This is a genomic window from Neobacillus drentensis (assembly GCF_036966985.1).
Taxonomy (GTDB): domain Bacteria; phylum Bacillota; class Bacilli; order Bacillales; family Cytobacillaceae; genus Neobacillus; species Neobacillus drentensis_E.
The window spans coordinates 1-13,641 of the sequence record NZ_JBALSN010000210.1; the positions used below are offsets into that span (position 1 = coordinate 1).

Consider the following 13,641-nt stretch of genomic DNA (forward strand, 5'->3'; position numbering starts at 1 on the left):
GTTCTCATTTATCCATATGAGATTTCAATCAGTCTCATGGTTGGTGTGATCGGCAGCGGAACGTTCTTATATTTGCTATTTCGGAGGAAGGCCTATGCGTAATCCGTTAAGAATGGCCTGTCTCGTATTGATTGCTGCGGGATGCTGTGCCGTATACCTGATTCATGATTTAAATGGAAGCTTTGAATATGCGTTGCCAAGGCGGGTAACAAAGGTTCTTGCCATGGTGTTGACGGGTTTTACCATCGCATATGCCACCGTGGTTTTTCAAACGATTACACATAACCGGATTTTAACGCCAAGCATTATGGGATTAGATGCCCTTTATCTTTTATTACAGACGGTGATTATTTTCTTCCTAGGTTCTTCCCATCTGATTGTCACCAATAAACAGATAAACTTTTTACTTTCGGTTGCCGTGATGATTGTGTTTGCTCTTTTCTTATATCGATTCTTGTTCAAAAAGGGCGGTCAATCCATCTACTTTTTATTATTGATTGGAATTATTGTTGGAACATTCTTTTCGAGTATCTCGACGTTTTTACAAGTGCTGATTGATCCAAATGAGTTTCTGATTGTTCAAGACCGAATGTTTGCTAGTTTCAATAATATCAATTCAGATCTTGTGTGGATGGCGATTGTCATCGTATTGCTTGTGCTGATTTATGCATGGCGGTATATAAAGTATCTCGATGTTTTATCACTAGGGCGGGAGATGGCGATTAATCTAGGAGTTCCATATGATTCAATTGTGAAGCAAATGCTTGTCATTGTTTCTATCTTTATTTCAATCTCAACAGCGCTAGTCGGACCGATAACATTTTTTGGATTAATTGTTGCCAACCTGTCCTATCAATTTTTCCATACATACAAACACAAGACTTTGATAAGCGGTGCGGTTCTCATGAGTATCATTGCAGTTGTCGGGGGACAGTGGTTTGTTGAACGGGTCTTTACTTTTTCGACGACGTTAAGTGTCATTATCAACTTTATCGGCGGTGTCTATTTCATCTATTTACTGCTAAAGGAGAGGAAAACTGCATGATAACAGTGAGATCATTGTCAAAGTTTTACGGAAAAAAGCCGGTGGTAAAAGATGTTACGATCAATATTCAACCTGGAAAAATAACATCCTTTATTGGTCCAAATGGCGCGGGAAAATCCACACTACTGTCGATGGTCAGCCGTTTGCTCGATGCCGATACAGGTGAAGTGCTGATTGATCAATCGGATGTTCGCAGGATGAAATCGAATGATTTTGCCAAGCGGGTTTCAATTTTAAAACAGTCGAATTATATGAATGTCCGCCTCACGATCCGAGAACTTGTTTCCTTTGGGAGGTTCCCATATTCAAAAGGGCGGTTAACGGAGGATGATGAACGGATTGTCGCCCAATCGCTCGAGTATATGCATTTAACAGAAATGCAGGATAGTTTTTTAGATGAATTATCCGGTGGTCAGCGCCAGCGTGCCTTTATTGCGATGGTGATCGCGCAGGATACAGAGTATGTTCTCCTTGATGAGCCGTTAAATAATTTGGATATGAAGCACTCTGTTCAGATTATGAAAATCTTACGGAGATTGGTCGATGAGCTTGGCAAAACTGTCGTTATTGTTCTCCATGATATCAACTTTGCATCGGTCTATTCTGACCGGATTGTTGCCATGAAGGATGGTAAGGTCGTGAAGGATGGGCCGACCGAGGAGATCATTCAGTCAAAGGCGTTGAGTGAGATTTATGATATGGAAATTCCGATTCAGGAAATGAATGACTGCAGAATCTGTGTTTATTTTAATTCATAATAAAGGGGAGTTTTAGAGATGAAAAAATGGAGTTTATTTACGCTAGTGTTTGCCATGATTCTTGTGTTAGCCGCTTGTGGTTCAAAGGAAAAGGGGCAAACTGAAACGGCATCTGCCAGCAAGGAAACAGCAGAGAAAATGACGATTAAGCATCAATATGGCGAGGCAGAAGTGAAGAAGAACCCTGAAAAGGTAGTCGTGTTTGATTTTGGTGTCCTGGATACCCTAGATGAGTTAGGTATCGATGTCACAGGGGTACCACAAACAGCGGTTCCATCCTATTTGAAAAAATATGAGGATAAGAAATATACGAATGTCGGCAGTTTAAAAGAGCCGGACTTTGAAGCCATTCACGAGCTGCAGCCAGATGTTATTTTTATCTCTGCTCGCCAAGCAGAATTATACGATCAATTTGCTGGAATTGCACCAACGGTCTATATTGGCCTTGATTATGAAAACTATATGGAATCCTTCGAGAAAAATATGAATCTAATTGGGGAAATCTTTGGCAAAGAAGACAAGGTGGCTAGTGAATTAAAAGAGATTGATGCTAGTATTGAAAAGTTACATACACAGGCTTCATCCCTTGATAAGAAAGGTCTTATTTTGCTGGCAAATGAAGGGAAAGTCAGTGCCTACGGACCAAGCTCCCGTTTCGGCTTAATCCATGATGTATTTGGGTTTGGTGCAGCCGATAAAGATATAGAAGTATCCACACATGGACAGAGCATTACATTTGAATACATTATGGAGAAAAATCCTGACGTATTGTTTGTGATCGACCGTGCTACGGCAGTCGGTGGAGAAATTGGTGCAAAGGAAATCATTGAAAATGAATTAGTTAAAAAAACAACGGCCTTTAAGAACGATAAGATTGTCTACCTAGATGCAGACACTTGGTACCTAAGTGGCGGAGGCTTAAAATCTGTTAAATCAATGGCTAAAGAAATCGAGAGTGCATTATAATTTGTTTTGTAAAAATGTAATTAAGCACGCAGTTTGATAGAAATATCTGTCTAAACTGCGTGCTTTTTCTTTGTGAAGATTTTGTCATCTTACGTAAAAAAATGAGGATTTATCCGAAGTTGGGAAAGGGTAATGCGAAATATGTATAGTTTCCTCGGAAATAAGCGAATTATAGGCATACTAGACCGTCGTTCTTGTTCTTAGGTATTTAATAATGCGTGAATGATGTGATATAGATTAGGAGTGGTTCTATTTTTCTAGATTGTCACAGTAAATAGTTACTAAATTAGAGTATATTTCCAAAGGACTATTAAGCTCTCAATAGTGTGGAAATGCTGAAATATATAGGATTGGCAAGGGTTTTGTAGTACGATTCTAGTTTACTAAATGTTAACATTTGTAAATAATTAAGGGGGTTGATAACAAAAAAGGGGGAATTATATGTTTCGTCGGAAATCTATTATTACAATTCTTGCAGCAGGGATGGTTTTGTCTAGCGGGGCTGTTTATGCTCAAACAATGAGTGCACCAAATGGACAATCTGACACAGCCTTTGATAATAAAATTATTAAGAAGATTAGTGCTGATAATATGTATAACAACATTGCTTTGTTGTCAGAGCAGCCAAGGGAAGCGGGAACTGAAGGAGAAGTTCGTGCCGTAAAATACATAGAGGGCGAGTTTAAGAGCTTAGGCTTTGAAACAAGAGTATTACCATTCCCAATCTATGATTATCGAACAAACCATGTTTGGGTGAAAATTGGTGGAGCCGATATGGCAGGGACTGAACCGCGTGCCTTTAGCGGCAGCGTGAGCGGACAGGTCAAAGCTGGTCTTGTGAATGTTGGGAAAGCCACGTCGGCAGAAGTTACGGATGAAGTCAGAGGGAAAATTGCCTTGGTGGAACGAGGGGACATCCCGTTTATTGAAAAAGTACAAAATGTGTTAAACAAAGGCGCAGTTGGTGTACTCATGTATAACAGCATTCCAACTGGTAACAACTTTGGACAAGCAGCTGAAGGGCAAAATATCCCGGCAGTAGCAATTACACGGGATCAAGGACTTGCTTTGGTAGAGCAATTAAAGTCTGGACCAGTTGAGGCATCCTTAGATGTCGATATCGAAAAAATTGAGAAAACATCCTATGTTGTTGAGGCTAAATTGAAGCCGAGTAAGAATAAGGACACCGGCCAAATAGTTACAGTCGGTGCACACCATGATTCGGTTCATGGAGGACCAGGGGCAAACGATGATGCTTCAGGGGTATCCGCTGTTCTAGAATTAGCGAGGATTTTTGCAAAAGCGCCAATTGATACGGAAGTCCGTTTCTTAACATTTGGTTCAGAGGAAAGAGGTTTAGTAGGATCATCTTTTTATGCTTCCCAGCTTCCGCAAAGTGACGTGGAACGTATGGTTGCCCACTTCCAAATGGATATGATCGGCGGCCGTGATGCCGGAGCGGATAACCCAGCGGGCGGCTTAATTATGTATACCATTGACGGTAAGAAGAACCTTGTTACCGATTTAGGAGCTGCAGCAGGAGTAAGGACGATGAATGTAGCTATTCCTTATGGACAATTAGGGCGAAGCGACCACCAGCCGTTCCATGAATTAGGAATTCCATCCGCACTATTCATCCACTCACCGGTAGAGCCATGGTACCATCAGCCGACAGATACAATAGATAAAATCAGCAAGGAAAAGCTGCAGCAGGCTGCTGAAATTGTTGGTGCATCCGTTTATCAAATTGCCCGACCAGAAACACCAGCATTAGAAAAGGCACGTGTTGCAGCAGGCACCGTTGACTACGACTTTGAGGACCGCCCAGTCGATTAATCAACCCAAAACAGCCCTTCATAAAAAGTGAGAGACACGCTTGGCCACATCCCAGTGGTCCAAGCGTTCTTTCGTGTTCAACACTTAAATCCAGTTGTTGGTGTGGGGCGGACAATATGGGCCAAGTGTCTTTCTGTGGTGCCTGACACTGCACTGATACCGCATTTGTAAAATTCTTCTTTTCTTTATCGAAAAACTCTGTAAAATGGAGATTAAGAGTATAATTGATGTGTTTGGAGAGATCTCTATGTCAAAGTTTTTCCCGATTTTTACGAATGAGAAAGATTCTGTGGTTTATAATCCAGATGATTTAATTGACTTATTTTTAGACTGTACTGCGGACGGGATTTGTATGGTTGATATGGAGAATAGGTTTATTCGAGTGAACCATGTATATACGAAAATATTTGGCTATACAGAGGACGATATTATAGGGAAAAGGGTAGAAGATTTTTCTCAGCCTGACATCGTGCACGATATTATGGAATCAGTCAAAAGTGGTAAGGCATTTCCCGATATCGTTACCCAAAGATACCATAAAGATGGAAGTATACTAGACATTGCCGTTTCGTATTCTCCGTTTCGTAATTCATGCGGAGAAATTATCGCAATCATCGCAATCTTTCGTGATATTACTGACCATATAAATATTGAAAGAGAATTGAAAAGAACACGCGAACTGTACAAGCTAATTACAGAAAATGCCAACGATATGATCAAGGTGTATTCAAAAGATGGTAAGATTGTCTACGCTTCTCCCTCACATGAGGCAGGGATTGGGTATACCCCTGATCAATTAATAGGTAAAACTGTCTATGATCTTATCTTACCAGAGGAAATCGACCATTTTAAAGAGGTTTATCTAAGGTTAATAGAAACAGAGGAACCTCAACTGCTTCAAACGCAGGTCAAAACGGGGGGGAATGAAGTGATCTATTCCGAGACCACTATTTCTCCCATCTTTAATGAGCAAGGTGAGATTGATTCGTATGTCACGGTTGGCAGAAATATTACGGACCGAGTTAAAAATGATGATGCCTTTCGAAATTTAGATCGGCTCTCAATTATCGGCCAATTAGCTGCAGGGGTGGCTCACGAAATCCGGAATCCTTTAACATCATTAAAGGGATTTTCAAAGCTGTTGAAAGAGACAATCACTAAAGCGAAACAAGATGAATATTTATCAATTATCATGAACGAACTAGAACGTATTGATATCATAGTCAATGAATTTATGTCATTGGCGAAGCCACAGGCGATTCAATTTGAACAAGAATGCCTACATACGATATTAGAGAGTACGGTAAATATATTACATCCACAAGCATTGTTGCATAATGTTCAAATTAAAAACCATTACCTCAAAAAGGATATTTTTTTAAATTGCAATCCCAATCAGTTGAAACAGGTTTTTGTTAATTTTTTGAAGAATGCGATTGAATCGATGCCGTTTGGCGGGAATGTCAATATCCATGTCCAAAGGGTTACAGACAATCGTGTACAGATACGTTTTTCAGATGAAGGGATTGGGATTGATAACGAACTTATGCACTTTTTGGGAACACCGTTCTATACGACGAAGGACAAAGGAATCGGTCTAGGCCTAACCGTTAGCAATAAAATCATCCAAGAACATAATGGCACCATGAACATTGAAAGTAAAATGGGCAAAGGCACGACAGTGAAAGTTGAATTGGAGTGCTTTTAGTAAATAATTGAAAAAGGGTGTCAGGCATCACACTGTTTTGTGATGTCTGATACCCTTATTTAGTGTATCGATTTGCGTAGCTGGAAGCAACAAAGGCGTTTGGTTTTATTTTTGGTTCAACGCCCATAGATTCAATTCTGGTAACCATTTCTTTTACAAACTCACTCGTCTTGTTCCGCTTTCCTGCACCAATATCAATATGCCCCTCCATGGTGAAGGTTGCTCCTTGATAGATATAGGGAAGGACAATGTTAATTAACTCATTTTTCCTTTCTTCGGTGAACATCGAAACAATTTCTTCCGTTAATGATAGTTCAAGAGATATCCGCTCATGCAAGTGCGTCATTTTCCTAGGAATGACCACCTTCCTTATGCACGCCCATACGCCTTTTCCCTTATTCTGAATGACAAGCCCGGTAATAAAAACAGTCGTAGATTTATGGACTTGAGAATCTGTGCCGACCATTAATTTATAATTTCCATTAGGATCTACCTTCATGAATGATACGATTCGCTCAAATACCTGCTCGAATGACATCCCATTTTCTTGGAGATTTTGAAACAAATCGTGATAAGCTCCGCTTTTTTTCATATTGAAGCACCACATCTTTCCTTTCCAACTGAAAAAGTTTAGTCTCGCCTCTTATTCCTATCTTATGGAAAGAGTTATATAGTCGTGCAGCCATTGAAATAAATGATCTTCTTAGAAATGTATGTAGAATGGCGAGCAAAAATGCCTGATGGCTGTCTAAGGTGCCAGTGAGCAATGTTAGAGAGTGGTTTTATTTAGTGATGTCAGGGTGTCAGGCACCGTTCGTGGACAAAGGCCTCACTTATACCAAAATGAAAATTCGAACCATCTTTTTTCTAAAAACAATTATATGCCTAACAATATTTGTGCCAGTCCATCATTAGATAAAGAAAAGAATCTAATAAGAATAGGGATGGATGGAGATGGCAAAGAGAAACCGAGGGAAAACAATCAGCTACCTGCCTTCAAATGGGCGCGGAACCTGCCCGATATGTGAAAGAACAAGAATCAAACTACTATATCCACATCAAACAGAAACAAACCAAACTATCAAAGTTTGCAAAAACTGCCGGGATAAAAAATATTAACAAAGTAAAGGTGTCAGGAACCACTCGTGGACATTTGTCTTTTTCGGGTGCCTGACACCTTTTTCTAACGTTAAAGGGCTGCATCACTTCACTTTTTACCTTCAAAATCTTGAAGGAATGTGGGTGTTATGAACTATTTAATTAAAAGGATATTCACTCTATTTGTCGAATAAACTTAACTGAACGGCATCTAGCTTGAAGTGGATGTGAGTGGGATTTTCAATGGTCCCGAAAAGGGGTGGGATGATTGACGAAACGTATCGTAAAACAGAATGAATTAAATTTTTTAAAGCGGGAACTTAAGTACTTTGAAGATTCGGAGATTCTGCCAGCTGGAAAGGCCCAAGAGATAGAAGCACTTTACGAATTGCAGAAACTTTCGTTTAACAAAACACTTTTGTATGTGGGTTCGATTTTAATTGGTGCGGGAGTACTCAGTTTTATCGCGAGCAATTGGGATGAAATTGGAAGAACAGTGAAATTCATTTTAATCATTGCCTTGTTTATTGCTTGTAATCTCGCGGGCTATAAAATGGAGAAGAACTTTCCTAAGACATCGATGAGTCTTTATTATTTAGGCTGTCTTGTGTTTGGGGCGGGGATTTTTCTTGTCGAGCAAATGTTTCATCTCGGAACCAATTCTCAAAATGCCTTTTTATGGTGGTCTCTTGGCATTTTGCCCTTGGCTTGGGTTTTACGGGAAAAATGGATTTTATTAGCATCTTCCCTTTTTGTCCTCAAGTATATGCTTGATGGCCAATACCTCCTAGGTGTAGACATCCCTTTTTGGACGCTGCTCTGGATTGCAGCGATATATATTCTTAATGAAAAAATAGGTTTTTCAAAGTTGACTGGTTTTGTCACTGGCTTGCTGTCGCTGGCTTTCATCGGGACAATCATTAGCTATTGTATCAATGGCTATACTTTTGATGATTTTGCTTATGTGTACGGTCTAATCTATTTGATTATCGGTGTCGCACTGGTTCTTTCGAAAGGGAAAATTAAAGACGTTTACGTTGTATTAGGCTACCTCGTTCATGGTGCGGCAGCACTATTATTATCTTTTGAAGACAGCTGGCCGTTCGATTGGATGTACATTCCTTTTTCCATCCTCTACCTGATTTATGTCTTGTATTTAATCAAAAGAGGAAGCCTGCTCAGTATCATCATTCTTTGCGTAATGATTTTTCGTTTTTATCTTGATTTATCCTTTGAGTTTTTACCAAAATCGTTTGTCTTTATCATTGGAGGATTCTTGTTGCTAGGTTTCGGTTTTTATTTTGAAAAACAAAGGAAAAAAGGGGTGAGTGTGCATGAATAAGCGTGCAAAGCAGTTAGTTTTTGCTTGTTGCGTGCCAGTGCTCATTCTTTTAGGTATGTGCGTCAAGCCCCTTTATACCTTGTTAACGGGGGAAGAAATGATCCTTCAAACGAAACCATTGGATCCATCTGATGTATTTAGAGGCGACTATGTGACATTAAAGTATGAGGCGGAAGAGGTCCCGAAAAAATTGGTGGAACAATCTGTGGTCACAAGATTACAGGACCGGGGCGGAGAGTTTGAAGTGTACGTTCTAATGGAGAAAAAGAATGGGGTCCACACACCTTTTAAGGTCACCCTTACTAAACCGGATAAGGGAGAATTCCTCAACGGGACGATCAGCTATATCGATAAAGACAACCAGGGCCAAGAAATCGCCTTTATTAGCTATGACTTGGATAACTACTACCTTGAGGACAACACAGGAACAGAATGGGAAAAAGCCTCAGCAAAAGGAGAAATACTAGCAAAACTAAAAGTAAACAACGGATATGCCATCCTGACCGATATATTCACAAAGTAAAAATGAGTTTTAAAAATGAGTTTTAAAAGTGGATGTTAAGAGTGAATGTTATAAGTGGATGTTAAAAATGGTGTCAGGCACCGTTCGCAGACAAAATCTTCATTTTGTCTGCGTGGAGAGGACAGTGATCCTCCTTGGTGCCTGACACCTTTTTATTGTCAACTATAAATATATTTTAGTTGACAATAGTGTGACCTACCCTTTATTTTAAGATTATAACTATTAATCGGGGTGGGAGTATGAATCGTAAATTAAGAGCGTTGGATTTAACATTAGTGGGAATGTTTGTGGCCCTTATGGCAATAGGGGCTAACATCACCTCTTTTGTACCATTTATGGTGGTGGGCGGAGTTCCAATTACGCTGCAAACTTTTATTGCTATTTTAGCAGGGGCAATTTTGGGGAGCCGCTTGGGGTCAATTGCCATGGTTGTTTATATGTTAGTAGGACTTGTAGGCGTTCCTGTTTTCTCTAGATTTGGAGCAGGGCCTTCAACCATTTTCAGTCCTACCTTCGGCTTTATATTATCATATATTTTCACAGCGTTTATTATTGGAAAAATCGTTCAAAAGAAGAAAACCGTGCCAGCCTTTATCATTGCGTCCCTAATCGGAATGGCTGTGAACTACTTCTTCGGTACAAATTGGATGTACTATGCCTACAAGATATGGGCTGCTGCACCTGAAGGTTTTACTTACAAAATGGCCTGGCTATGGATGGTAGTGCCTTTGCCAAAGGACATCATCTTAGCAGTCTTAGCGGGAATTATGGCTCACCGACTTGAAAAATCAGTCCTATCCAAAGGGCAATTTAAACATTTAAAGCGTGTTTCCTAAGATAATTTGGATCAAATTAAATGTCCGCCTGCGGCGGACATTTGTCTTTTGTTGGTGCCTGACACCACTAACAACACCACTAACGACACCATTTATGTCACGATTATTTCAATTCCACTGATGAGAGGGTATTTTCGACGGATACTCTGTTTCGTCCAAGTTGTTTGGATTGTAGCAGGAGTTGGTCCGCTTGTATGTATGCCTTTTCCATGGAGATTTGATCATTTGCTGTATAGAAATACAGTCCAAATGATGCTGTGTAAGAAATAGACAGAGTCTCTCCATTAATTTCTACATCCACATGATTGTTTTTGACCCCGTTTAGCATCCTATGAACTAGTTCCAATGTATCCTCGAAATTTCTCTTTCTAAGACAAAGAGTAAATTCCTCACCGCCGCTTCGGAACAAATAATCGTTTTCGCTGAGATAGCTGTTTAATGTCCTGGCGAAGTGCTGAATCACTTTATCACCAACAGCGTGATTGTAATTATCATTAATACTTTTAAATTTATCGATGTCAGCAACGACAATCCCAATTCTTTCCCCGGTTCGATTTAACTCGGCCATTTTTTTATCCATAAAGGTTCGATTAAAAACCCCAGTTAAAAAGTCTGTATAGGCCATCTGCTCGAACTTGTCACGTTCCAGTTTGTGTTGGATACTTTGTGATTTGGAATGGTAGGAACGACTTACAATGTAATTCAGAATAAAAAGGCTGATCAACATCTCCCATTTATCCTCTTTTAAAAAGAGAAATAAAAGTCCATTTGTAAAGGCCACTGTGCCATAATCAAGCAGGCTTCTGCTTTTTAAAACAAATTTGATACCCTCTTTTATGGTTTTAAAATCTCCAAGAATATATAAGGCAACGACCAGGAAGATGCTTGAAAGAAGCAAAGAAAAACTCACTATTATCAACATTAAAATCCAAAAGCCAAAAGGGAAGTCATTAAAGCTCGACTGTAAGTGGAGAAACAAAAAATAGGCTATTGAGTTAGTAATCACGAATGAGCCAATATTGTACAAGGTATCTAAAAATTCATTTGGATCAGCGGTTTTGGTCCACTTTTTATAAAAATATACTGTAAAACGATAAATGAACTCAAATACGAATAAGCCTAACGGACCAGCAAACAGTGCAAAGGAAGAATCGTAACTAATTCCATGTTCCCAACTCGTGGTGCCGCTTTTAGATAAAACTCGAAGGTGATAATACAGACTAGAGAATAACCAAAAAAAAGCTAATGCTTTAAAGAAATCAGTATGATTAATTAAAATACGGTCTGAACTAAAAGCTATGACCAGGGCAGTAAGAAATAGTGAAATATCGTATAATCTAGCTTTTAGCATAAAAGTTCAGCTCGCTTTCCGAATGCCTAGCCATTCGTTTATATTTAATAATATCTCCACATTACCAAACGCTTTAACATTATTTCTTAATTTATAATCAAATTATCAATGGCTTTAAATAAAAAGTGGAAAAACTAATCAAACGTTTGATTAAATTGAGTTAGGTGTCATAAAAGTCAAAAAATTCTTGAAATAAAAAATAATAGCTATATATTTGGTGTGTGAACGATTACAAATAAAAATGAATAGACTGGGCAAATTAATTACTTAATTGTCTGCTTTTACCTATAAAGTTAGAAAACATCAGAAGAGGGGGCTTGACAGCACCATGAATGAGAAAAAGGTTGGAATAGTGAAAGTAGGGACTATTCCACAAGTTGTTAGTACGGTAATCGATCAATTGGTCTATAGCCTGCAAAAGAAAGGCAATTATCATGTTACGGGAATTCAAACCAATATATTAGTGGACAACCAGTTAGAATATCTTTTCTTTAAAGAGCCAGAAAGCGGAAAAAGACTGTGCTCCTTTTCCAATGCCAGTTGGTTACAACAACATGACAACTTGGTAAAGAATTTTGATATCCTTTATATCTTTTATAACGAGGAAGAAGAAATAGACCTTACTAATCTTAAAAAGGATGATGAATGCCAGATTTTATTCATTCCTATTAATATATTTAGTGAACAGAACCCGGATATCTATCATCTTGGGTTTGATAGTGCAGTAAATGAAGTTGTAAATAGTATCCTAAAAGTTAAAGATACGGCTGGTTCCCTGCAATTCTCAAATAAAAGATTATTCCTGATTAATATTCCTGGAAAAAAGGCAGGAGTTTTCCTAAAAACTGCTGCTGCAGCTCTTCAATGTGAAATAATTGAAGAGGTCTCAAATGCGGAAATAGAACGGGTAACTGATAAGCTTACACAAAGATATCAGGATGGAAGCAACTATGCTCTTATATTATTTAATGAAACGATTGCTGAAGTTGATATTAAGGAGCAAATTTCGGCTGCTTTAGATTTGGATTTTCGTTCCGTCGTGATTGATGAAGCTCAATGTATTGGAGGATATCCAACAGTAAGTGATCGGGTCTATGCGAACGAATTAGCAGAGAAAATGGTTCAGTGGGCAGGAGAAGGTCATTCATTCGAAATAGTTCGACTTGAACGATCTAACCAAATTAAAATAGATTCGTTTGAATGATAGAAGAACTTATACTTAATTCCATTAATGGNNACTTGGGATGACGCCTTTTTGGTATTTTGACCATTATTTTTTAAGGGCATTTACTACTTCATCAATCGTTTTTTCACTAGCTTTTAGACCGTTAATGGTCCAGTTGGATGGGTCGTTCATTTCATATACATGTCCATTTTTAACTGCATCAAGACCATTCCAGATGGAACTCTTCGCCAAAATGTCTAAACCAGCTTCGCCTTTTTTGCTGACAAGGAAGATGTGATCTGCTTTGATTTCTGGTAATTTTTCAAGAGCAATCGGATCCCACTGGACAGCAGCTCCGCCAAGACCTTCAACGAAAGCAGGCTGTTTAATGCCTAAATCCCCATAAAGGACATTGGCACTGAAACGATTGTTTTCCATTAAATAAAACTTATCAGCCATAACCCAAAGAATAGCGGCTGATTCATCACCAATAGCATCATGAACCTTCGTTTTCGCATCCGCCACTTTCGTATCGTAATTGGCAAGAGCTTCTTTTGCTTCTTTCTTTTTACTTAAGATTTCACCCATTTGCGTCAGTTGTTTACGCCAATCAGCACTTACTTCGTCCTTATAAACGTAGGTTGGAGCGATTTTTTTATACTCTTCATATTGTCCTTTTTGAATGGCAGTTGGAGAGCTGAAAATAATTAAATCTGGGTTGTTATTGATTACTTGTTCAAGAGGAAGGTCCCAACCAATTTTTGGAACATCCTTTAACTCTGGTTGTAAATAATCTAAGACCGTATCACCGATTGACCATTGTGCAGCCGGTCTTACCCCTAAAGCCACTAGTGAATCCTCTAAATAAGGAGCGATGATTCGTTTTGGATTAGCGGGGATTGTCACTTCACCCTTCGCATCAGTTAATGTCACTTCAGCATTTTTCTTTTCTGTTGTCTTGTCTGTTTTTGTATCATCAGAATTACTGCAAGCACTTACCAAAAATAACATCA

Annotated in this window: 12 protein-coding genes and 1 pseudogene; 10 read left to right on the forward strand and 3 right to left on the reverse strand. The window is 39.0% G+C overall.

What is annotated here, in order from left to right:
- From V7659_RS14430 to V7659_RS14455, 6 genes and pseudogenes are all read left to right on the forward strand, one after another.
- A pseudogene (locus V7659_RS14430) lies at positions 1-102 on the forward strand (ABC transporter permease); the annotation flags it as partial.
- Entirely contained in the window at positions 95-1,045 is a 951-nt protein-coding gene (locus tag V7659_RS14435) for an iron chelate uptake ABC transporter family permease subunit (RefSeq protein ID WP_335540595.1), read from the forward strand. The pseudogene V7659_RS14430 and the gene V7659_RS14435, both read left to right, overlap by 8 nt.
- Complete coding sequence (locus V7659_RS14440) at positions 1,042-1,803, forward strand: iron ABC transporter ATP-binding protein (RefSeq protein ID WP_335540596.1); 762 nt, start codon at positions 1,042-1,044, stop codon at positions 1,801-1,803. The genes V7659_RS14435 and V7659_RS14440 overlap by 4 nt, the downstream gene beginning before the upstream one ends.
- A gap of 18 nt (positions 1,804-1,821) precedes the next feature.
- The gene (locus tag V7659_RS14445) at positions 1,822-2,769 is read left to right on the forward strand and encodes a siderophore ABC transporter substrate-binding protein (RefSeq protein WP_335540597.1); all 948 of its coding nucleotides are present in this window, start codon (positions 1,822-1,824) and stop codon (positions 2,767-2,769) included.
- A gap of 441 nt (positions 2,770-3,210) precedes the next feature.
- Positions 3,211-4,605, forward strand: coding sequence for a M28 family peptidase (locus V7659_RS14450; protein WP_335540598.1), 1,395 nt, complete (start codon positions 3,211-3,213; stop codon positions 4,603-4,605).
- A gap of 247 nt (positions 4,606-4,852) precedes the next feature.
- On the forward strand, positions 4,853-6,313 hold the full coding sequence (locus V7659_RS14455; protein ID WP_335540599.1) for a PAS domain-containing sensor histidine kinase: 1,461 nt from the start codon (positions 4,853-4,855) through the stop codon (positions 6,311-6,313).
- 55 nt (positions 6,314-6,368) lie between these two features.
- On the opposite strand, the gene V7659_RS14460 is transcribed toward V7659_RS14455, so the two are convergent.
- Positions 6,369-6,905 (reverse strand): ribonuclease H-like YkuK family protein, encoded by a 537-nt coding sequence (locus V7659_RS14460; RefSeq protein WP_335540600.1) that lies wholly within the window; start codon positions 6,903-6,905, stop codon positions 6,369-6,371.
- Between the two features lie 774 nt (positions 6,906-7,679).
- Between V7659_RS14460 and V7659_RS14465 the strand changes: the two genes are divergently transcribed.
- The 3 genes from V7659_RS14465 (at position 7,680) to V7659_RS14475 (ending at position 10,112) form a co-directional block, all read left to right on the forward strand.
- The gene (locus tag V7659_RS14465; RefSeq protein WP_335540601.1) at positions 7,680-8,753 is read left to right on the forward strand and encodes a DUF2157 domain-containing protein; all 1,074 of its coding nucleotides are present in this window, start codon (positions 7,680-7,682) and stop codon (positions 8,751-8,753) included.
- On the forward strand, positions 8,746-9,276 hold the full coding sequence (locus tag V7659_RS14470; RefSeq protein ID WP_335540602.1) for a GDYXXLXY domain-containing protein: 531 nt from the start codon (positions 8,746-8,748) through the stop codon (positions 9,274-9,276). Before V7659_RS14465 ends, V7659_RS14470 begins: the two co-directional genes overlap by 8 nt.
- A gap of 239 nt (positions 9,277-9,515) precedes the next feature.
- On the forward strand, positions 9,516-10,112 hold the full coding sequence (locus V7659_RS14475; protein ID WP_335540603.1) for a biotin transporter BioY: 597 nt from the start codon (positions 9,516-9,518) through the stop codon (positions 10,110-10,112).
- A 103-nt stretch (positions 10,113-10,215) separates the two neighbouring features.
- On the opposite strand, the gene V7659_RS14480 is transcribed toward V7659_RS14475, so the two are convergent.
- Entirely contained in the window at positions 10,216-11,463 is a 1,248-nt protein-coding gene (locus tag V7659_RS14480) for a GGDEF domain-containing protein (protein ID WP_335540604.1), read from the reverse strand.
- 328 nt (positions 11,464-11,791) lie between these two features.
- Here V7659_RS14480 and V7659_RS14485 point away from each other — a divergent pair, with 328 nt between their 5' ends.
- Positions 11,792-12,667, forward strand: a complete 876-nt coding sequence (locus V7659_RS14485; RefSeq protein WP_335540605.1) for a 6-phosphofructokinase — start codon at positions 11,792-11,794, stop codon at positions 12,665-12,667.
- Between the two features lie 66 nt (positions 12,668-12,733).
- Here V7659_RS14485 and V7659_RS14490 read toward each other — a convergent pair whose 3' ends face one another.
- The gene (locus V7659_RS14490) at positions 12,734-13,639 is read right to left on the reverse strand and encodes an iron-hydroxamate ABC transporter substrate-binding protein (protein ID WP_335540606.1); all 906 of its coding nucleotides are present in this window, start codon (positions 13,637-13,639) and stop codon (positions 12,734-12,736) included.
- Between the last annotated feature and the right edge of the window lie 2 nt (positions 13,640-13,641).

What these genes read in the sequence shown, in the direction of transcription:
- V7659_RS14435 (WP_335540595.1), top strand. Translation starts at nt 95, where the DNA reads ATGCGTAATCCGTTAAGAATGGCCTGTCTCGTATTGATTGCTGCGGGA.
- V7659_RS14440 (WP_335540596.1), top strand. Translation starts at nt 1,042, where the DNA reads ATGATAACAGTGAGATCATTGTCAAAGTTTTACGGAAAAAAGCCGGTG.
- V7659_RS14445 (WP_335540597.1), top strand. Translation starts at nt 1,822, where the DNA reads ATGAAAAAATGGAGTTTATTTACGCTAGTGTTTGCCATGATTCTTGTG.
- V7659_RS14450 (WP_335540598.1), top strand. Translation starts at nt 3,211, where the DNA reads ATGTTTCGTCGGAAATCTATTATTACAATTCTTGCAGCAGGGATGGTT.
- V7659_RS14455 (WP_335540599.1), top strand. Translation starts at nt 4,853, where the DNA reads ATGTCAAAGTTTTTCCCGATTTTTACGAATGAGAAAGATTCTGTGGTT.
- V7659_RS14460 (WP_335540600.1), bottom strand. Translation starts at nt 6,905, where the DNA reads ATGAAAAAAAGCGGAGCTTATCACGATTTGTTTCAAAATCTCCAAGAA.
- V7659_RS14470 (WP_335540602.1), top strand. Translation starts at nt 8,746, where the DNA reads ATGAATAAGCGTGCAAAGCAGTTAGTTTTTGCTTGTTGCGTGCCAGTG.
- V7659_RS14475 (WP_335540603.1), top strand. Translation starts at nt 9,516, where the DNA reads ATGAATCGTAAATTAAGAGCGTTGGATTTAACATTAGTGGGAATGTTT.
- V7659_RS14480 (WP_335540604.1), bottom strand. Translation starts at nt 11,463, where the DNA reads ATGCTAAAAGCTAGATTATACGATATTTCACTATTTCTTACTGCCCTG.
- V7659_RS14485 (WP_335540605.1), top strand. Translation starts at nt 11,792, where the DNA reads ATGAATGAGAAAAAGGTTGGAATAGTGAAAGTAGGGACTATTCCACAA.
- V7659_RS14490 (WP_335540606.1), bottom strand. Translation starts at nt 13,639, where the DNA reads ATGTTATTTTTGGTAAGTGCTTGCAGTAATTCTGATGATACAAAAACA.